The organism is Klebsiella sp. LY (assembly GCF_004010915.1).
In the GTDB taxonomy this organism is placed as follows: Bacteria; Pseudomonadota; Gammaproteobacteria; order Enterobacterales; family Enterobacteriaceae; genus Klebsiella; species Klebsiella quasipneumoniae.
This window is the reverse complement of sequence record NZ_CP022444.1, coordinates 3,797,998-3,816,123: the sequence shown is the minus strand read 5'-3', so window position 1 is coordinate 3,816,123 and position 18,126 is coordinate 3,797,998. Positions and strand designations below refer to the sequence as shown.

The window sequence follows — 18,126 nt, the reverse complement described above, 5'->3', positions numbered from 1 at the left end:
TTATCACCTGCCAGAATCCCTCATTAGACGCCCAGTCTAAGAGGGTATAAATGACGTTTCCGGCTGGGCATTCTGGGTCGGGGTATCGGTATCCGGCCTCGACGTCTGCAACGAATCGCGGAACGCCGTAACGCTCGATGAGGTTAATTGCCCATCGTACATTTTGATCACCGTTCCCACTGTCGGCGCGATCAGGTTTGCCTTCTGAATAGCAGAGGAAACCATAAAAAAAACCACTTCGCCTTCGACCTCGCGATACTCATCAGGGTCGATAATCCCCTGCTTGAATGCCACCTCAAGAGGCGTGGTTTTCCACTGGCCGCCGACGTTATGGATAACGACCGTCAGTCGCTGAATTTCATCAACGATGTTCGGGCCTGTCCGACCGTTATCGATTTCCGCTTTCAGGCTCTGCCTCAGCATCATCGCGGCGATTCTGGCGGCGCCAAGACCACCCACCTGCGAGATGAATTTGGTGAACAGATTTCCCAGCAGGATGCAGTGCTCTTCCACCACCTCATAGGGGAACGGCGTCACATGCAGGTATACGGTCGAGCCGTCATCTCGGGTAATGTTGGTGACCAGATTCAGTTTCTTGTCGATTTTCATGCATTACGCCCACATGTTGTCATTGGTGACCATATAGCCGCCGATAGTTACCACAAAGGCCGGGTCCATCCCGTTTACAGTCACCTCGTTAAAGTTGACCAGGTAGCAGTTGAGCAGCGTGGTATTGCCGAACGTCGTTGCATCCGGCGTCACCACGATTTCACCCAGCGATGTATCGGTTAAAAAACGCTGCCGGTAGCTTTCGCCCAGCCCCTGAGTTTTCAGAAGATGCACGGTCAGCGTTACTTGCTGATAAGGCACCTGACTGCCGACGGTGCCGGTCTGCGTAGGGATGATGTCGGTAGCCGGGCCGTCAGGCCGCATACTGATACCATCTTTTGCCAAATAAGATGCCGAAACATTCAACGCAGGAATTTCCGTGACAGAAATAGCCCCGCGTACGCGGTTAAGAAAGCCCTGCGATACTAATGGGTTCGCCATTTTTTACGCCCCTACAAAGTTCGTTACGTTCACGTTAAACGTGATGGATTCGAAGCCGCGGCGCGGCGTCATGACGGCGCTCAGCCCGTTATATTTGCCTTCCTGGTAATCGGAGGGGTTCAGGCTGTTGTAGTTACTGAACGGCACGGCGTTGATCACGGCGTTGCCGGCGTAAGTGCCTTTGTCATACTCGGTGTTGAAATCTTCCTGCGTCAGTTGCGTGTCAATGACGCGACCGAGGATCAGCCCGTAGCTGATGCCATTACGCAAGGTTTTCAGAGCACGACGCTGCAGGCGGTCAATGCCCTTCTGCTCGTAGTACAGCGGGTTAACGGTCGTGTTGGAGCCGTTGATGATTTCATTCGCCAGGTCGAGCTCAAGGTTGATCGCCGTCCACGCCACCGAATACCAGTAGTTGAACGGGTTACCGTCTAGCATGCGGCCGGTGAACAGCACTTTGTTACTGAGACCACCTTCGGCGCCGGTGCCGATGTAGTTGATGTTGCTGTCCTGCAGCGATTTCAGCAGCGCGCTGTTGCCTTCCAGCGGGTACTCAGTCAGGCCGTACATAAAGCGGTACGACATCGGCGGCACCATGTTGCTCGACCCCGGGTCGTTTGCCAGGGATGACTGGAACGGGCCGGCCATGGAAAACTCGCTCGCCGGAATATCAGGAGCCTCGACGCCGGCAAAGACAGTTTTGTTTTTCGTCGCAGTCCACGCTTCATAGGTAGCGATCGTCGAGGTGACAAAGAAGTAAACCAGGCTGCCCGGCGAGGTATAGAGGCTGGTCAGGGTTTTAAATTCATCGACCGAATCCCATTCGCGCGGCACCAGATAGGAGAAAAACTTCTGGTAGGTGTTACCCAGGGAGACGTCTTCAGCAATGAAGGTTGTCAGTGCTGCGACAGCTGCCTCCATGGACACAGCACCAAGCTCCAGCACATAAACTGCCCGCGTTTTCCCCTGGGCCCAGAACGAGGTATTCATCTGGGAAATTTCGGTCTGTACTACCGTTTTTACCGTACCCATTGCCGTTGCGGTGCCGGGGTTGGTCGTCAGCGGATAGGTGAAGGTATTGGCACCTGTCACCGTGGCGGTATATGCGCCATTGTATCCCGCCGGAGTCGCGCCGGAGATGATCACCGGGACCTGTGATCCGTTAGTCCAGCCATGAGCGGCCGCCAGCGTGACGGTTACCACGCCAGTAGCCCAGGCGAGCGTTGAGATAGTCTTTGCCGGTGCGAGGATGTCGGCCAGGTCGGTTTCACTGGTCAGCAGCTGATATTCACCGGCATTCAGCGTCGTGCCGCCCATAGAAATCATCGCCCCGGACTTTAACAACTGCGAGGGCTTCGGCGGATTCGTCACCGACACGTTAATATTAACAATTGCCATTTACTTATTTCTCCGGGTCAATGGACGGAATTGCAGACGTGATCAGCTGGCGCGCTAAGTTACGCATCCGTTGCTGGTAATAATTGATTTTGAATTTGATGGTCTTACGCATGGCGATGATGTTGAGCTCGTTCTGAGTGACTCGCTCATCCTGCACGACGGGAATATTCATGATCCCCATCTCCGGGTCATCGCCGGTCGTGTAGTCCTGCACATACCGCACAAAGTCTTCAATGCTGGCGTTACGCAGGCCGGTGACCGAAAGCGTCACATCTTCCGATACCAGCTGATACTGGTTTTGCTTCTCGTCCAGATAGAACGCGCCGGCTATCGGTGACGTGTTACTGCATTTCACCGTTGCATACGGCGGTGAAAGGTTCTGCGTTGAGAGCATAGCCGGGAACATCGGCATGTACTGATTCAGGGCCAGCCAGATCGGCAACGAGCTCGACACCACTACATCAGAGAGGTCTATGTCATCCGCAGAGTTGACGATCTGCGACCGCATGTGCGGGAAAATAGCCTCTCCGGTGTAGTGGTACAGGTTCGCCGGTTCATTCAGCCCGGTACGCCGGGAGAACGAGAACTGCACGCCAAAAAACTCGCCGATATACAGCACCTCTGACCCGATGTCGTTAAACGGGTCGATGTCCGCCTGCGCGGTGAACGTCACCACGTTGCGATCGTACAGCTGCTCGTCGTCCTGAATGGTTTCTGTCGTCAGGTGCAAATAGCCCTTCACATCCACCGTATCCGGCTCATTGTTCGGATCGTCAGACAGAACCGAGGCTTTCACCCAGAACACGAAGCCATCGAGCGGAAGCACCTTTCTGATGTACTTCGTGAACGTCACCACCTGGAACCGACTCAGATCATCCAGCCCCTGCGTCAGGGTAGCGTTAAGCTCGGTTTTGGCGTTCTGTAACTCACTCAGGGAAGGCATTCAGCACCCCGCTTACCCAGGCGCGCATAGCTGCCTGATAGGTTCCTGTGTCAATGAAGGAAGGACGCGGCGGCCCCTTTTTGCCTTTAAAGCGCTTCGAGATGCCCTCAAGCGCGCGGCGCGTTGGTACTCCAGGGAGGCCGTTCATCTCGGTGTTATCGAGGAAGCCGACAAAGAGATCGTGAACTTTGGACATTGACTCAGCGAGCGGGTCTTTTGCCGGCGGCGCGCCGGCGAACATGTTTTCAAACGCTGCGGCCAGGTCTTTGCTCATCAGATCAGCGATGTCGTTCCCGTAGCGGTCAAAGAACGTCTGCATAATCTGATACCTTGCTTCCAGCTCTTCCGCTACGCTCCCCGTCGTGGTGTCCTCGTCCTCGTAGGGGATATCGATAACGCCCAGATGAAAGGTGATCATGTCAGACCCCACAGGCTCCCGAACTGCTGAGCGATCATCAGGTAGCGACGGCCCCACGGGTCCTGGAGCATCTGCAGGTCTGCCAGCGACAGGTCTTTGAAGAAGTCAGGGACCAGGCGCTGTGCGCTGGTAGAGTTATCCCCGGCTCCCGTGATAACCCCGGCCTTGAAGTCATTCAGCCCATACTGGCTACGGAAATTGGCGAACACAGCCTCTGCCCCGTAATTGATGAGAAACGACGCCCCAAGGTTATAAACGGCGATGCTGTACATGTTCGGCATAACGCACGCGATGTCCGGGTTTACCCATTCAACGGCGCCGCCATAGGCGAGAGAAAAAGACGGCGAGTCGTCGGGAACCTGGTCGGGGGTGATGCCCATATCAGATCGAACGAATTCGATAAATCCCGACAGACTGGTGGTCATTTCTTCTTGCTCCCGGCTTTCGGCGTGACAATTTTTTCGTTGATGGTCGGATCGTCAGAATGGTCATCGCGCCCCTTGGCCTGCTCTGCGCTGAATTCCATGTCACCCTCGTAGCCGATACCGCTTTCGCGCAGTGTGTTATCCAGCGCAGCGACGGATGCCTGCCGGCGGTTATGAGCGCCGCGGGTCAGATGGCCATCGTTATCGCGAATGGTTTTCTCAATAACGCTGGCGGAAACGGGTTTGTTGATGCTGTAGCACAGACCGACAAATGCCTGGCTCTGGTCGATTTTGGTTGAGTCAACCAAGCCGTAAACCTGATGATGCTGAATAACCGCTTCGACTTCTTCGGTCGAACCATCCAGAACCTGCATCTGAGAACCGTGCTCAATGGGGATCTGGCGGAGGCGCCCGGTTTCCAGCTGGCGGAAAGTGAAGATGTGGCGCTGCTTGGTAGTGTTGGCGATGTACAGTTTCATTGTTTACCCTCGTAAAAAAGCCCCTGCACAGCGAACCATGCAGAGGCTTAAGCACTTCTCAATTTCGCGTTTTAGGAGCTGTATGCCATCGACAGGATGGTGATAGCTTCCGGACGGACTGCCCAGCCAGCCGTAGAGCGCATTTCTGACAGCACGTCGATAGCGCCCCCGGGGATTGGCGTCGGGATTTCCATCGGTGCCGCCATGTCGGTGAACATCAGGGCATTCGCCGCCAGAGACGGGCTCAGTTTGGCGAATTCGTTGGTGTTCACGGTGGAATTGACCATCGGCACTTCCACTTCAGGGATGGTGATAACCACCGCGTCAGTACCACCGGCACCGGCGCCGATCAGCGTGTCGTCGTATACCCAGTCAACCTGGACATTCGCGCCGCGGAGCACCTCTTTCATTGTACCGGCGACGGTATCAGTACCACCACCAGGACGCTGATAAGAGGTCAGCTGAACGATCTGCTGAATCTCCATCGCGCCCAGCACGCGCTGCGGCCCGAGGATAACGACACGCTGCTGGCGACCAAGTTGCATGGTGCGGGTCAGCGCGGCCTGCACGTGGCCCAGCAGATAGACCGCCATCTGTCCGTGGTCATAGGTCAGCACAGTGGTATTGCCGCTGCTGTCCGCCGGCAGGGTTTCGGTGGTCGCGCCTGCGGTGTTCAGCAGACCTTCGCCGCCTGCCGGGTTCATGCCGTACAGCAGCGCAGAACGCAACTGCTGGAAGATTCCCTGACGCATGCCGAGACGCTGAGCTTCTGGCAGAGCCACGTTCCAGTTACCGGCCGCCGCGGTGTCGTGGTGATCGTAGATACCACGGCAGCGGAACAGATAGGTTGGGGTGGAGATCATGCGCGCCTCGAGTGCCACGCTCGGCAGCTGGTTGGCGTTGCCGGACTGGCTTGAGGTCACCTGGGTGCGGATATCCAGGCGGCGCATATAAACGTACTGGTCGCCCACGCCAAGGCGGACCTGCGGGTTACCGCTGGCGATGGTTTCGAACGCACCGGACGCCTGCTGGTAACCAATGATCAACTCCGGCGCAATATACGACGGGTTGACGATGGTGTAGCTGGGGGTAATTGCAGCCATTTAAAGCTCCCGATTAAAGTAAGACCAGCGCGCAGCTGTCGGTGTTGTTCCAGGTAAGGAAGCCCGTAGCGCTGTCATAGCTGACAGTTTTCGAGTTCCCGCTCTCGATGGAGATAACTTTCACCGGCAGGGTGATGTCTGCCTGAGCCACAGCACCGATATTGCCCTGCGTGGTTGCGGAACCGCCCGGCGCGCTGGCAGGCGCATAGGTGAAGGTTGTCGCACCGCCCACGGTCAGCACAACGACGGTGCCGTTATAGGCCGCCGGAGCTACGCCGCTGATCTTCACGTACTGGCCAGCGGTCAGTCCATGCGCAGAGGCGGTGGTGGCGGTGGCCACGCCGTTCGAATAGGTCACGGCAGTGGTGGCAATGTCAGCACCGGCAAAAGCCGCCGCGGCTGCGGTGGTGACCTGGTTATTGACGAAGTCCCACGCCAGCGGCGTTTTCACTGATGCGCCAGCGGTTCCCAGCGCGACCACCTGCGCTGAAGCTTTCAGCGGAACGCGCATGTTGGAGCCAAGGCGATAGAATGAAACGCTCATGCCGGACGCATACAGCGGAACCGGTGATTGCGGAGTGGTAAGCCCGTTGTGGGCCTGGTTGAAGACGGTGAAGCCTTCGAGCTCAGCCAGTGACACAGCGCGACGAATAGTCGACCCGCGAGGGCTGGAGTTCACGCCGGGAAGCAACTCGGCAACCGGCAGGCCGCCCCAGAGCGGTTTGGTTTCGGTGGCGGCGACAGTGCCGGACGCCAGGTTAAAGCGGTTTGCCGGATCATCCAGAGCAACGCCCTGAATGAAGCCATCAGACTGCACACCGAAGGAACCAGCGGCATTCGTGGTCGCCATCGGGTTAAGAGATAAATTAGCCATGCTTCAGAGCTCCCGTTAAGCCTGGTTGTTAAAACTGGTGACCTGACGCTTGCCAGACTGGAACGGCGCCCAGGTGACGGCGGGATCGCCTTCAAAGGTGCTGATCTCGCGACCAGTAGCATCCTTGCGCTTAATCTCGCGCAACATGCCCGGACCAACTGACAGGCTGGCCGCCTTCTGCGCATCAGCGTAGATATGCTTTTCGGCAGTGCTCAGCAGTTGAGAGTCAGCGATGGCAGAGAGATCGACGGCTTTGTAGTCCGGCGAATGCTCCTGCAGTTGAATCATCAGCCGGCGGCGATACGCCATCGGTTTTTCACCGGACAGCGGGATCGGGGCGCGCTTGCCAAAGCTGGAGAAGACGCTATCAGCTTTCACCTGCGCTTCAGCAACTTCGTTGCGCTCTTCGTCGCTCAGTTCGGTAGGAATGCGGGAGCGAAGCTCAGCAATTTCCTGGCGGATTTGAGAGTCGGCTTTTTCTTTTGCCATTTTCTCAGCCTCTTCGGCATCTGCCTTTTCTTTGGCTTCAGCATCAGCTTTTTCCTTAGCGGCTTTCTCTTCCGCGTCGGCTTTAGCTTTCGCCTCTTCCGCTTCTTTGTCTTCTGCGTCCGCCTTCTCTTTCTTGGCGGCCTCTTCGGCGTCAGCCTTGGCTTTCGCTTCCTTCTCTTCGTCGGCCTTAGCCAAACGCGCATCGATCGCCTTATTAATCAGCGCTACGATTTTTTCCTCGTCCATCTTTTCAGCCTCTTCAGGAATGGAATCAGATTTAACACCGGTAGGGGCAAGGAGCTTGTCCCACACGCCCTGTTCACAAATTGCAACGTGGTCGAGCAGCTCGGGGGATGGCTCCACCAGTAGAGGCTGACCGTCGACAATGATTGATTGAGCAACCTCTGAGAACTTCACAGTTGGCGAGGTGCTTAATTGCCTTGTTGCCATAATTTCAGCAGCTTCGGCGTCGTACACACGCGCAACGGCCCACACTTCGCCCTTATCGGCAACCCAGGCATTTGTCAGGGTGCCAATAACGCGCTTTGAGAACTCGTCGCTATCAAGTGTTCTTTTTTCGGGGTGAAGCCAGATAAGCGGTACGCCAGCTACCCGCTGGAGAAATTCAGGGGTGAGATAGTCGTCCGGGTTACGGAACGTCATCTCCTGATCTGCAGATCGCCAGGTAACCCCTGTTCCGGTCACCCGGATGGCGAACATCCACATGTTGTAAAAATATTGCGGGCTGCTGAGCGTTCCGTCAGCGATGAGCGCGGCCACGTCGGTTTCATTGAGCGCCTGCTGCGCCAGCATTTCAGCGAATGGCTGATGAAGCGGCTTTGGCAGATCGTCAATATGGAACCATCCGGCGGCCAGCGATTCGTCGTTTATCTTCGCTTCGAACTGCTCCGGCACGTCGGCGCGGTAGGTCAGGTAGTCACCATGTACGCTGTGCGGCGTCAGCGGGCCATCGTACTGATAGCCTGTTTCCTCCAGCACCTCGCGCCGTGCGGCGTCTATGGCTAACTCTCCCGGCTCTATCGTCCCGCCCGGCTGGCACCATGTGCCATCATCCGAGCGCTGGATCAGGAAGACGAACTTCCCCTGACGGAACATTATCCCGCTGCCAAAAATAGCCACGTTTTAATGCTCCTATGCTGCTTTCATGGACTCCAGGAACTTGCTGCCCTTCTGGGTCAGCATGTTCTCGGGAATGCTGCGGAGGTTGTAGAGATAGGTGACGTAGCACCGACAGAAAACCTCTTCGCCAGGCTGTGTGATTTCGTCGAGATAGCCGGCAGGGCCAGCTTTGACATAGCCATTTTTCTGCGCCCAGTTTCCGCGGATGAGATAGACCAGCTTGTCCCTCTCCTTGTGATCTTCCCGGTAGTCATACCCTGGCTGGCGCCAGTGGCTATGCCATTCGGCAGCAATCGCGTTATTGCCCGTCGCGATGATGTTGTCGATATTGGCGATCAGCTTATGGCTCTGGTCAATCATCACGCGGCGCGCTTCGTAGTCCACCTGCTCAGCACTCTTCTGAATGTGCTGGGCGTTTGCCACAATGCCACTTCGCGACGACGCAGACAGGCCGCCACCGACATAATCCTGCACCGGGATGCTGGTTGCCCAACCACTGAAACGCTGAACGGTTTTGTTAATCGCCGCGGTGCGATTCAGCTTTATCAGGTCAGCGCTGGCCAGGATGCGGCGGTCCAACTCGCTGCGTAGCTTCGGCTCCATGTATTTCAGCGTGAAGCGTGAAAGCCCCTTGTGGCGCTCCAGCGCTCCAGCCTTGCTCACCTGCAGGTCATAGGTCTTACGCAACCGATCCGACACCATACTCATGTAGTCGTCATCAGTTTCGCTTTCGGCTGCCTGTCGGATAATGGCCTGCCATTGCTCCAGCTCCTGCCGCGAGGTGTAGCCATTGCGCAGAAAGAACTTCACCGCCTCACGTACGGTGCGCGTGAAAGTCTTCATAGCATCATCCCGCCACCGGGATCTTCTCCCTGCGGCTGCTGAGGTCGGTTAGCCTTTAACGATTCGATATCGAGATCGAGACGCTGCGGGAACAGGCTTTCGTTAGCGTTCGCGTTGGTTTGCGCCCACTCGATAAGCAGAGAGCGGTTTTCATCATCCGTGTTGACCTGCGGAAGCAGCACTTCCAGCATGCTGACGATCGCCTTAAACCGGATTTCGTCGACCTTCACTTTTTCGCTTTCCGGCTCTTTCAGGGATGACGGCCAGCGATATTCGAAGTTGTTAATCCACGATGAGAAATACAGGCTGTAGGTGTTTTTCAGATCTGGGAAGTCAGCACGCAGCGACTGGAAGAACTCAATGCTCCAGGCGCGGTACTGGCAAATGCGGATGAAATAGTCATACAGCGGCTCAAGCCATTCGCGAATGTTGTCGATGTAGACCGCAACCGAACGCGCGTCTTCCGTGCCCTCGCCGAAGCCCTGGGCGAATGTTTCCGAGTTCAGAATGATAGCCGGCATGTCAGCTGCCGCCGCGATGTTCTCCAGAATGTGATTGCGGGAGGAGTCGAGCGGCTTTTCCAGGTTGCTCAGGTCGATGGATTCGATGCTGTCATTTGCGCCGATCTGCAGGACTTCGCCTGTCTTTCCTCGCTTCAGCATCATTCGTTTGATGCCGCTGAGCTTTTGCATCATGTTGTTGACGACTGAGCTCGGGCCCTGAATCTTCGTTACCAGCAAGCCACCCTTCACGGAAACCATGTCGTCAGTGCGCATGGTCTGGATGAAGGATTTCAGCGGAAACAGTGCGCGCTGGTAAACGCTGCGACCGGTAAAGCCAAAGGCCGCAGAGTTATAGGCCAGATAAATCGGGTCCTCGTTCTGCTGCACAACGCAGCGGGATTTGTGATACGGCTTGCCCGCCACTCTGATCCCGTCGACCCTCTGGAAGTCTTGCGCGTTAGGATCCTGGTTCAGAACGATGCTCCCCGCGGTATTCAGCGGGTCGAGAATGTTGAATGTCACGTTGTGCTTATACAGCGTGCGGTAGTCCACCGCTGAGGACGACTCCTGGTTATCAACCAGCATTGCGATCGCCGAAACACCGTAAATGCGAGAGATGCGCGCCGCATTAGCGATGTGCTTATCGGCGCCCAGCGCTTTCCACTCCCGCTCAAATGCATCGCGAAGACGCTGCTCAATGCCATACGCCTGCGAAATGTGAACGGTGCGCGATTCGTTCATCGCCATCTTGATCGGGCGATCCACCATTTTCCCGCCCAACGGGTGGAAGAGGTAAATCGTTTTGCAGGTCTGATAGCCAGCCGACATACCCGGCTGAATATCATCGCTGTCCAGGAGCGTGATCAGCTCCGGCGAGCAACTGCCGATTGCGATATCATCTTCGTTCATTGGTTTTCTCGCTAGAGTGCGTCGCCGCTACCGAACGCGATGATCAGCCCGTAGGTATAGCAGTCGAGCAAGTCGTCGGCGCGCTTGTGCGCTTTCTTATCGGCAAGGTGGAATCGGGATACCTGCTTATGCAGATGGTTTGCTGTTTCGCCTTTGAAGACGGCTGTCTTCTCGTAGGCGTATCGGGATATTTTCGCCAGCCCGCGGTAGTGATACCCAGAGGCCATAATGGCGCGCTCATCCTTCCCTTTGCTGGTCAGAGCGGATTCAATTTTGTTGACCGGCCATCCCAGGCTTTCGCCTTTCTGCAGGAGGATGCTGCCCATACTGGCGTCTTCGATGAAAACGCCGAGGCTGCCATTTACAGCGACGCACTGGCCGGATAGCTCATTCAGCCGGGCGAAAACGGACGGAATCCACTCTTCCAGCAGCGCGCCATCGATCTGCACCACATCCCAGTCGAGAATGGTCAGGCGCTGAATGCCGGGCCTGGTGTCGACGGCGTAGTAAACCACCGCCGTGCCGTCGTGCTCTGTTCCGCCCTTAACGGCGGTATCCATGACAGCGAAGACGGCCTGACACATCGCAGGGTAATCGACAGGTTGATCCTGGTTTTCACCCTCAAACCATTTGCGGACGTCGAACAGCGACGCAGCGGACCAGTCGACGAACTCGGCCAGGAACTCCTGCCGGAAAACGCGAGGGTCGTTGTTCTGTCGCTCTTTCTCCAGCTCCTCGGGAGGAACGAAGGGGTTTGATGACGTCGGAGCATGATGCTCATGGAAGCCGAGGTCTTTGTTATGGCAGATGGCATAAAAGAAGTTTTCTTCGTCCACACCGTCAGGCGTTGAGAATACGTAGGCCCGGCCTTTTGTCGTCAGTAGCGTCGGCTTAATCGACTTCGGCCAGATTTCCTTCAGCATTTCAGGCGACTTGGTAAACGCCGCCTCATCGATCAGGATAATTTCATATTCACGACCACGACCGGCCAGTTTGTTGTCGTTGGTGACCCAGAAGTCAATCTTACCGCCATTCTTCAGCAGCAGGCGCTTTTCCTGCCGGCTGAAGCTCTTTTTCAGCGGCAGAAGGATTTCTTCCAGCTTGTCGTAGATCTCCTGGTACTGGCGATACTCGGCAGTGAAGATACCGACCCGCCCGCCCAGCTCGATGTCCATGCCCGGGCGCCGGAACTGCGACGTTGCGTAGGTCACCGCAGCGCTCGACAGCATGAAGGTTTTCCCCCAGCGTCGACCACAGCGAACCGCATTCAACTGGTGATCCCAGGAGTCAGACCAGACCGTTAACTGCCCGTTGTGTAGCGTGGGTAGGTAAATGTCGGCCATGATTTATCTTCCAGGGATTGGCAGCGAGTTATGCACGACGATCGCGTTATCCTTGTCACCGTCTTTCAGCACATCGATTTCGAGTTCAACCTTTTCGGTCGCGGCTTCGCGGTAAGCGGCATCAACGCGCTGCTTGATAATCGCCGCTTTGGTGTACTCCAGCGACTCAATGCGCGCAGTGTTGCGATGCATAGCCTTCTGCGCCTGAGAGATAAGGTCGTGCAGATCTTTGGCCCGCTCGCTGTCTGCCGTCTCCAGCTCTGTATGCCAGCGCCCGATATTCTCTGCCGCTGTCAGGCTCGCCGCACGCAGCCAGAAAAGCTCATCGTCGAGCGTGAGCATCTGGGCATCTTCAGTGATAGCGTCAGAGAGCAGCATCCGCCGGCCGTAGCCACCGTGCTTTAATGCATTCTGGTTGCCATGCTGGAAAGCGTTCGTCGGCGGTGCGGTGCGTGATCCGCGTATCGGTTTCGTTTCTGGAGATTTTGAGCGGGCGCCTGTGTCGGGCTGGTTTTTTTTCACCCTCCCGTTTTTATTGGCCCCGCCTTTCTCCTTCTGCGAATTCGCAGATTTATTCGCACTTTTTTTTTGCGAATTCGCACCGTAAGTCGTTACTTTGATATAGCGTTTCGCAGATGAGTAATTCAGTCCCTGCGCTGCGCACCAGTCTTTCGGGGATATTCCTGTTTTGGCATGCTCGGCGAGGAACTGGTGTTGCAGTGCTCCCCAGTCCGGTTTTGCCATAGTCCTTACCTCGTTGTGACATTATCGAGCCACCTCTTGAAGTGGCTCTGTAATGCCCGATCAGTCCTTAATGAACTCTTCCGTGTGAATGCCGATTTCACCAGTAAGCAGTTGAGCACTGGTTGCGTCGATGCTCACTGATGTATGAGGGTTGGCGTTTTCGTTAAGCCATTTGATTACCGGCTTCACTACGTCTTCAAAGGAGGATGATTTTGACTGCATTGCCTTAGCTTGTACCCCCGGAATTTTCCCTGCGGAAATGGCATCGAATAGGCTCAGGATTTGATCCCAGTCCCTTCCGCCGTTCGGGAAATATTCCTGCATTATTCCTGCAGCGAGATTCCGGTTTTCGTCATAAACGTTGCATTCGCCAAGGCATGGACCTTTATCGGTAAAGCAGTTTATGCAGGCGTGATCGTGGATTTCACCTTTCATATTTTTTCCTTTTAGATGTGAGCCTGTCGCATGGCAAAGCCGCCAAGAGTGAACGGCTTGCCCAGGCTCACGACTGAAAGTCTCTCTTCGAAATGCGCATGCGAAGCGCAATAAAAAGCCCCGCTATTGCGAGGCTCTTTTCTTCTCTGCTTGCCTGATGTCAGCCTTATCACGGTTGCACTGCCCAAGCGCTGATAGCAGACTGACATTTAAATCAAGGCTCTGGCCCCACGTCAGGTTGTCAGGGATTTCCGGTTGCGGGGTGTCAGCCGTCAGGCTGGCTGGTAACGGGACCACCGGCACTTTGACGTAGACCGTTCGCGTATTGCTGCAGCCGCTTAACTGCGCCAGCAGGCACAGGGCGATTAGTGCAATCATCATTCGCAACAGCAACCCGGATATCAGCCGAGGCTCCCGATGCGTCCAGTGCGATCTGCTCTTTTGCATGCTGATTGGCCTCGACGATGGTGTTGAAGATGGTCATGGTGGTCAGAACGTTGGAGGTGATCGCCTGTGCTGCGTTTACCTGCTGCTCAGCGCTATCGGCTCTGGTTTTCTGCTCAGCAGCAGCATTGTGGTAATGCATTGCCAGCCACCCAAGGCAAACAACCAGGCAGATCACAATCGCGCTGATAATGGCGGTTAACCGGCTCATTCATCTATCCCCCAACATGCCAGTGCGCTTTCCTGATCACGACGAGAGACCTGGCCGTAACAATTGTTGGAACGCACGCGGCAATCTTTTCCGCCATCAAAAATCCACCTGCGAATTTCAGCGCAGGCGCCTTTCCGGTCACCGGCATTCAGCTTGCGGTAGAAAGTGGAAGGAAAGCATTTACCTGGCCCGATATTATAGGGGCAGAAACTGGCAATTCCGACCTTTTGAGGAGGCGTAAGATGAACCCGCACATTCTGATCAACCCATGCCAGCGCTTTATTGCGCTCGACGGCATTAACTTGGTCGCATTTAGCCTGGGTTAACTTCATCCCCTGCGTTACAGGCCTTCCGTCTACCCGGGTTGCTCCACGACATATCGTCCAGATGCCGGAGCCATCGCGGTATGACGTGAGGCTATTGCCCTCTTTCTCATTCAGGAACTGATCCATGAGAACGGGAGCTGATGCGCCAGCAGCGATAAGCGCCAGCATGGCCGCACTGAGTTTCGTTTTCAGGTTAGCCATCGCTATTCATCCTGCGGTGGCGGGCCACCATAACCACGATCGAGGGACTGCTGATACATCTTCGTCCAGCGGCGCTTAAAGTAGAGATTGGTCAGGTAAGTCGCTACACCGATTATCACGCCGCTGGCCAGGGCAATAAAATTCCAGTCAAGACCATGAAACCAGTCATAGGTCCTTGCCAGCCCGGTGCATATCAGGCCGCCTGACGAGCAGTACGAGGCCGCCGAAAAGATTTTGTCAGGCATTTTCATAGTCTCCACCTCCGATAATGTTCGGGGTGCTATCTGTAGTCAGTAAAAGGTTCAGGGCCGTCGGGCTGATTTACCAACAAAGCGTCGAGGGTGATTCCCGCGACCCTGAAAATAAAAAACCCGCTCAAGGCGGGAAGAAATACCAAGGGTAAAAGCGACGGCGCGGTAGCCGTAATGGTCCCAAGGTAGAGGGATGAGGTGGTGGTGGCCGGTGCTGATCTCCGGCTTTCTCTGGCATACACGTACCCAAGACTATTCTCCAGAGATAGCGCTGTCCTCATCAAGGGGTGCCGTCTCTAACGTATCAGCCTACGCATTCACCACAACGGAAAGAGCACTGCGGCGGAATCGAACCGCATCTGCATAAGCCGCATTTCCCAGATATGCTACTTACAATGCCCTTACCTGTTATGGGCTCCGTTTCGTGGAGCAACGGCCAGGCGATCAATCTGGCACCGGGGGAGGACTTATTTTAGGCGATAATGCCCGTGCTCCATATCTGGCGGCCTGTTGCGTTGCGCCAACAACGCCCTGATGGATTGGATTATGAGCCCGTCATCAGGCCAGGCCATTATCTGGTGCTGGTTGACGGAATCGTACCGCCGACATCCTGCTTACAAGGCAGGCGCTCTACCTGCTGAGCTAAACCAGCAATCTGGTTCAGGGCTCTGCGCGTGTAGGGTTTCAACGTGTCGTGCAGCACGTCTCTACCCAAGAGCCCTGACCGGATTGCAGATACAAAAAAGCCCCGCACGATGGCGAGGCTCGGTGTTCTGATAGGTCAAACGCAAATACGGCAACCTACACTAAATATATTGCTCATTTGTTCATTGAAATGCAAGCACGTTATGACTATTTTTTGCAATTTTCCTCACGCTTTCGCGATCGTTAAACGCATTTTGCAGCGGCTGGTACAGGCAAAAGAGTGCCGCGTTGATAACCTGCTTAACTTCCCGGCGGATGGTTGAAATGCTCGGGTGCTTATACTGGTTTCCGGCACGGGTCTTCATCAGGCGAGGTTTGCTCACAGCATGCTGCCATGAAGCGATCCTTATCTCGCTTGAGTTACAGACGTAATAGGCAAAAATTACCTTCCATGCGTTCTCATCTACGTTTTTCAAATAATGCCGGATAACGGCATCAATCAGCATCCCATCATCATCGCTGCACACAGGCCTTGATGGTGCTTGTGGCTCAACGGTGGCCATGAACTTGGCAATCATATTTATCATCGCCTTGTCTATCTTCCCTGTCTGGCACCACGCGCCCCAAAGCTGGAGCCACTGATCTATCCACTGGTGCTGTTCGTTGGTTAATTCCAGTTTCATGCTGTCTCTCCCAGGGTCTGATAGATGCGAACGAAATTTCTCAGTATGCGGTAGTCAACCAGTACAGTGCCGCGGTGCCGGCAGAGGCGGAGCTTTTGCCAGCGGTCGCGGATGCGTTCGATAACGTCACGGCTCATTTGGCCTCCGCCATAAGTTGGTCATACGTCAGGTAAAGGCCCCAGCAGCTAAACAGCACATGCGCCTTAACGACGGCCATCTCCTCGTTGTTCCACCGGCAGAACCATCTGATCGCGCCCATAGCCTCGCTCTCTATCTGATGCGCCCCGTTCAGGTGGATGGGATAAACCACGTCATCAAAAACTGCGGCAGTGGACATTGGGTATTGGATTTTGCTCATGCGGCCTCCCGTTGTTTTATGAGCGCACGGCGTAGCGCGCTGTAATGGCGCCTGATGCCTTCCAGTTCTTCGATGGTGTATCGGTGAGGGGTGTTGTTGTTTTCGAGCGCCTCGACGCGCTCAGCGCCGATTTTCTCTACCAGGCCGATGCGGTACTGCTGCTGGTTACCTGACATTTGCACGTTGCAGTGATGGCACTGCTTGTGAATGTTGTCCTCGTTGTAGCGCAGGTGAGACGCTTTCCCGCGGGATCGGTAATGACCGGCCTCCCACTGAACAGTGTCGAACGTGCCGCAACTGATGCACGGCAGATCGTGGTCACGCTCGCGGATATAGTCGTTAACGACACGCTGAGTCATATCTTCCCAGTGCCGGAGCGGTTTCACCGCTGCTTTGCGCTTTCTCCAGGCTGCGCGCTCTTTCTTCTCTTTCGCCTGAGCCTGCTTTTCGCGCTTCTTCTCAAGTTCCTGCATGGCAAATTCAGCACCATGCTCAGGGCAGCACCAACGATGGTTTTCGAATGTTGGGGTGAATTTGGCCCGGCAGATTTTGCAACGGCGCTGAGCACGTTTAAGCATGTGGACTCCTTGCTCTCAGGCGGAGCCACTTCTTATCGACCAGGCGGGCGGTGTAGTCCTTCAGGGTCGGTATATCGGAAGGCTTAACCTCGACCTTGCGCTTGCGGCGCGCCGGTACGCGGAAGATGCCGCGATCCATGACCTTAGCGAGCAGACTGTGCATGCGAAGACTCCTCAAAGCGCCAGTAATATCCTTTGTGGCTTACTGACTTCCCGTTGCAGCAACGGCTAATGCAGCTACTATCAAAACCGTCTCGAACGGCGTCCATTGCAGCGCCATATCTGATTTCTTTTCCGGTGATTTTGCAGGTGGCTATAACTACCTTACTTGCGTTATTGTCTTCGCCATATTTCCCTAGCTGTTCCGGTATTACGCCCAGCTCTCTATAGGCGTGTTTGATATTTTCTGAGCTAGTTACCCACTCAAGGTTTTCAGCTCTGTTATCTGCTCGATCTCCATTTTTGTGGTTTACCACGAGGCCATTTGCGAACCCTTCACAAAATGCCAGCGCAACCAGCCGATGGGCTAAATATTTTTTCCCGCAGATTTTTACCTGGAGATACCCTGTCGGCTGCACCTTAAAAGGCTTGATCGGCATCCCTGATAATCCTTTTGAATAGCCGCCAATGGTTTCAATGACACGATCAACCGATCTGAATCTCCCCTCCGAAGAAACCTCATAATCACGAGAAACAGCCGTTTCTTTCCATACCTCATCGTCAAACATGATCATGTCCTTTTTCGTGGTATTCGGAATTAGCAGGAATGCGTAGTTTGATACCTCTTTCTGCGCACCAGACTTCAATGCGGCGCAGGTAAAAGGTCATCTCTTCGGTGTCGAGGAGCTTGGTGGACTTCACCATCTTGGTTTCACCAAAAACCGTTACTGGCTTGGCAGGGCAGAACATGTCCTTCAGGAACTCGTGTAGGTCTTCCTCGTTAAGTTTTTCAGTCGAATGTTGGTTTACTGCAGTTGCCACATCGCTGTTCCACATCCACATAAGAGAATTTTGCGGAATGGATCGCTTGTCTCGCCAAGGCTTTAGGATCAGCCGATAGCAGTCACCAGATTCCAGCATTGGCTGAATCTGTTGCCCTATGGCGGAGAAATTAGATTTATGAAGGCGGATGCCATCTTTTTGGATGCTCACGCTTCACCTCCGCAGAGGCCAAACGCTGAATGCAGAAAATCGCCGGTGGCCTTCGTCATCGGTGACAGGGATTGCTGTAAGGTTTTGTGCGCCATGTGTCCCCACTTGGCGCCGGATAATCGTGTCAGTTGCTCAGGCTGACCAGGTAATTATCGCCCGTCACGGGGATAAAAGCAAAATG

26 protein-coding genes and 1 tRNA gene are annotated in these 18,126 nt (G+C 55.1%); all 27 read right to left on the bottom strand.

The window, feature by feature from the left end; genetic code table 11:
- Positions 1-36: 36 nt before the first annotated feature.
- The 27 genes from CE636_RS21685 to CE636_RS21555 all read right to left on the bottom strand — a co-directional run bounded on the left by CE636_RS21685 (position 37) and on the right by CE636_RS21555 (position 17,945).
- Positions 37-609 (bottom strand): hypothetical protein, encoded by a 573-nt coding sequence (locus CE636_RS21685; RefSeq protein WP_017898832.1) that lies wholly within the window; start codon positions 607-609, stop codon positions 37-39.
- Between the two features lie 3 nt (positions 610-612).
- A complete protein-coding gene (locus CE636_RS21680) occupies positions 613-1,050 on the bottom strand; it encodes a hypothetical protein (RefSeq protein ID WP_025999111.1) in 438 nt (145 codons plus the stop codon).
- Positions 1,051-1,053: 3 nt separating this feature from the next.
- The gene (locus CE636_RS21675; protein WP_017898834.1) at positions 1,054-2,448 is read right to left on the bottom strand and encodes a hypothetical protein; all 1,395 of its coding nucleotides are present in this window, start codon (positions 2,446-2,448) and stop codon (positions 1,054-1,056) included.
- 4 nt (positions 2,449-2,452) lie between these two features.
- Positions 2,453-3,391 carry a hypothetical protein gene (locus CE636_RS21670; RefSeq protein WP_017898835.1) on the bottom strand — a complete coding sequence of 313 codons (939 nt, stop codon included), beginning with the start codon at positions 3,389-3,391 and terminating at the stop codon, positions 2,453-2,455.
- A complete protein-coding gene (locus CE636_RS21665; RefSeq protein ID WP_017898836.1) occupies positions 3,375-3,809 on the bottom strand; it encodes a hypothetical protein in 435 nt (144 codons plus the stop codon). Before CE636_RS21665 ends, CE636_RS21670 begins: the two co-directional genes overlap by 17 nt.
- The gene (locus CE636_RS21660; protein WP_017898837.1) at positions 3,806-4,234 is read right to left on the bottom strand and encodes a hypothetical protein; all 429 of its coding nucleotides are present in this window, start codon (positions 4,232-4,234) and stop codon (positions 3,806-3,808) included. The genes CE636_RS21665 and CE636_RS21660 overlap by 4 nt, the downstream gene beginning before the upstream one ends.
- A complete protein-coding gene (locus CE636_RS21655) occupies positions 4,231-4,713 on the bottom strand; it encodes a hypothetical protein (protein ID WP_017898838.1) in 483 nt (160 codons plus the stop codon). Before CE636_RS21655 ends, CE636_RS21660 begins: the two co-directional genes overlap by 4 nt.
- Before the next feature lie 71 nt (positions 4,714-4,784).
- Positions 4,785-5,816 (bottom strand): hypothetical protein, encoded by a 1,032-nt coding sequence (locus tag CE636_RS21650; RefSeq protein WP_004884229.1) that lies wholly within the window; start codon positions 5,814-5,816, stop codon positions 4,785-4,787.
- Between the two features lie 13 nt (positions 5,817-5,829).
- Positions 5,830-6,690: a hypothetical protein gene (locus CE636_RS21645; protein WP_025999112.1), complete on the bottom strand. Its 861-nt coding sequence runs from the start codon at positions 6,688-6,690 to the stop codon at positions 5,830-5,832.
- A 15-nt stretch (positions 6,691-6,705) separates the two neighbouring features.
- Positions 6,706-8,319, bottom strand: coding sequence for an NUDIX hydrolase (locus CE636_RS21640; protein WP_017898840.1), 1,614 nt, complete (start codon positions 8,317-8,319; stop codon positions 6,706-6,708).
- A 12-nt stretch (positions 8,320-8,331) separates the two neighbouring features.
- Positions 8,332-9,162 carry a hypothetical protein gene (locus CE636_RS21635; protein ID WP_017898841.1) on the bottom strand — a complete coding sequence of 277 codons (831 nt, stop codon included), beginning with the start codon at positions 9,160-9,162 and terminating at the stop codon, positions 8,332-8,334.
- The gene (locus CE636_RS21630) at positions 9,159-10,574 is read right to left on the bottom strand and encodes an anti-CBASS protein Acb1 family protein (RefSeq protein WP_017898842.1); all 1,416 of its coding nucleotides are present in this window, start codon (positions 10,572-10,574) and stop codon (positions 9,159-9,161) included. The genes CE636_RS21635 and CE636_RS21630 overlap by 4 nt, the downstream gene beginning before the upstream one ends.
- Positions 10,575-10,585: 11 nt before the next feature.
- Positions 10,586-11,917, bottom strand: coding sequence for a terminase large subunit domain-containing protein (locus CE636_RS21625; RefSeq protein WP_020480997.1), 1,332 nt, complete (start codon positions 11,915-11,917; stop codon positions 10,586-10,588).
- Positions 11,918-11,920: 3 nt separating this feature from the next.
- A complete protein-coding gene (locus CE636_RS21620) occupies positions 11,921-12,661 on the bottom strand; it encodes a hypothetical protein (protein ID WP_017898844.1) in 741 nt (246 codons plus the stop codon).
- A 60-nt stretch (positions 12,662-12,721) separates the two neighbouring features.
- The gene (locus CE636_RS21615; RefSeq protein WP_017898845.1) at positions 12,722-13,096 is read right to left on the bottom strand and encodes a hypothetical protein; all 375 of its coding nucleotides are present in this window, start codon (positions 13,094-13,096) and stop codon (positions 12,722-12,724) included.
- A 123-nt stretch (positions 13,097-13,219) separates the two neighbouring features.
- On the bottom strand, positions 13,220-13,477 hold the full coding sequence (locus tag CE636_RS29425) for an Rz1 lytic protein (RefSeq protein ID WP_218839463.1): 258 nt from the start codon (positions 13,475-13,477) through the stop codon (positions 13,220-13,222).
- Positions 13,362-13,751 carry a DUF2570 domain-containing protein gene (locus CE636_RS21605; RefSeq protein ID WP_025999114.1) on the bottom strand — a complete coding sequence of 130 codons (390 nt, stop codon included), beginning with the start codon at positions 13,749-13,751 and terminating at the stop codon, positions 13,362-13,364. Before CE636_RS21605 ends, CE636_RS29425 begins: the two co-directional genes overlap by 116 nt.
- Entirely contained in the window at positions 13,748-14,278 is a 531-nt protein-coding gene (locus tag CE636_RS21600; RefSeq protein WP_017898848.1) for a lysozyme, read from the bottom strand. Before CE636_RS21600 ends, CE636_RS21605 begins: the two co-directional genes overlap by 4 nt.
- 2 nt (positions 14,279-14,280) lie before the next feature.
- Positions 14,281-14,529: a phage holin gene (locus CE636_RS21595; RefSeq protein ID WP_004146526.1), complete on the bottom strand. Its 249-nt coding sequence runs from the start codon at positions 14,527-14,529 to the stop codon at positions 14,281-14,283.
- Positions 14,530-15,105: 576 nt separating this feature from the next.
- Positions 15,106-15,181: transfer RNA gene (locus tag CE636_RS21590), tRNA-Thr, on the bottom strand.
- A gap of 175 nt (positions 15,182-15,356) precedes the next feature.
- Positions 15,357-15,857 carry an antiterminator Q family protein gene (locus tag CE636_RS21585; RefSeq protein ID WP_017898850.1) on the bottom strand — a complete coding sequence of 167 codons (501 nt, stop codon included), beginning with the start codon at positions 15,855-15,857 and terminating at the stop codon, positions 15,357-15,359.
- Positions 15,854-15,994, bottom strand: a complete 141-nt coding sequence (locus tag CE636_RS21580) for a YlcG family protein (RefSeq protein ID WP_004884232.1) — start codon at positions 15,992-15,994, stop codon at positions 15,854-15,856. The genes CE636_RS21585 and CE636_RS21580 overlap by 4 nt, the downstream gene beginning before the upstream one ends.
- Positions 15,991-16,215: a hypothetical protein gene (locus CE636_RS21575; RefSeq protein ID WP_017898851.1), complete on the bottom strand. Its 225-nt coding sequence runs from the start codon at positions 16,213-16,215 to the stop codon at positions 15,991-15,993. Before CE636_RS21575 ends, CE636_RS21580 begins: the two co-directional genes overlap by 4 nt.
- Positions 16,212-16,793, bottom strand: coding sequence for a recombination protein NinG (locus CE636_RS21570; protein ID WP_017898852.1), 582 nt, complete (start codon positions 16,791-16,793; stop codon positions 16,212-16,214). The genes CE636_RS21575 and CE636_RS21570 overlap by 4 nt, the downstream gene beginning before the upstream one ends.
- Complete coding sequence (locus CE636_RS21565; protein WP_017898853.1) at positions 16,786-16,956, bottom strand: NinE family protein; 171 nt, start codon at positions 16,954-16,956, stop codon at positions 16,786-16,788. Before CE636_RS21565 ends, CE636_RS21570 begins: the two co-directional genes overlap by 8 nt.
- Entirely contained in the window at positions 16,937-17,521 is a 585-nt protein-coding gene (locus CE636_RS21560) for an NUMOD4 motif-containing HNH endonuclease (RefSeq protein WP_017898854.1), read from the bottom strand. Before CE636_RS21560 ends, CE636_RS21565 begins: the two co-directional genes overlap by 20 nt.
- Positions 17,514-17,945: a hypothetical protein gene (locus CE636_RS21555; RefSeq protein ID WP_017898855.1), complete on the bottom strand. Its 432-nt coding sequence runs from the start codon at positions 17,943-17,945 to the stop codon at positions 17,514-17,516. Before CE636_RS21555 ends, CE636_RS21560 begins: the two co-directional genes overlap by 8 nt.
- Positions 17,946-18,126 lie beyond the last annotated feature (181 nt).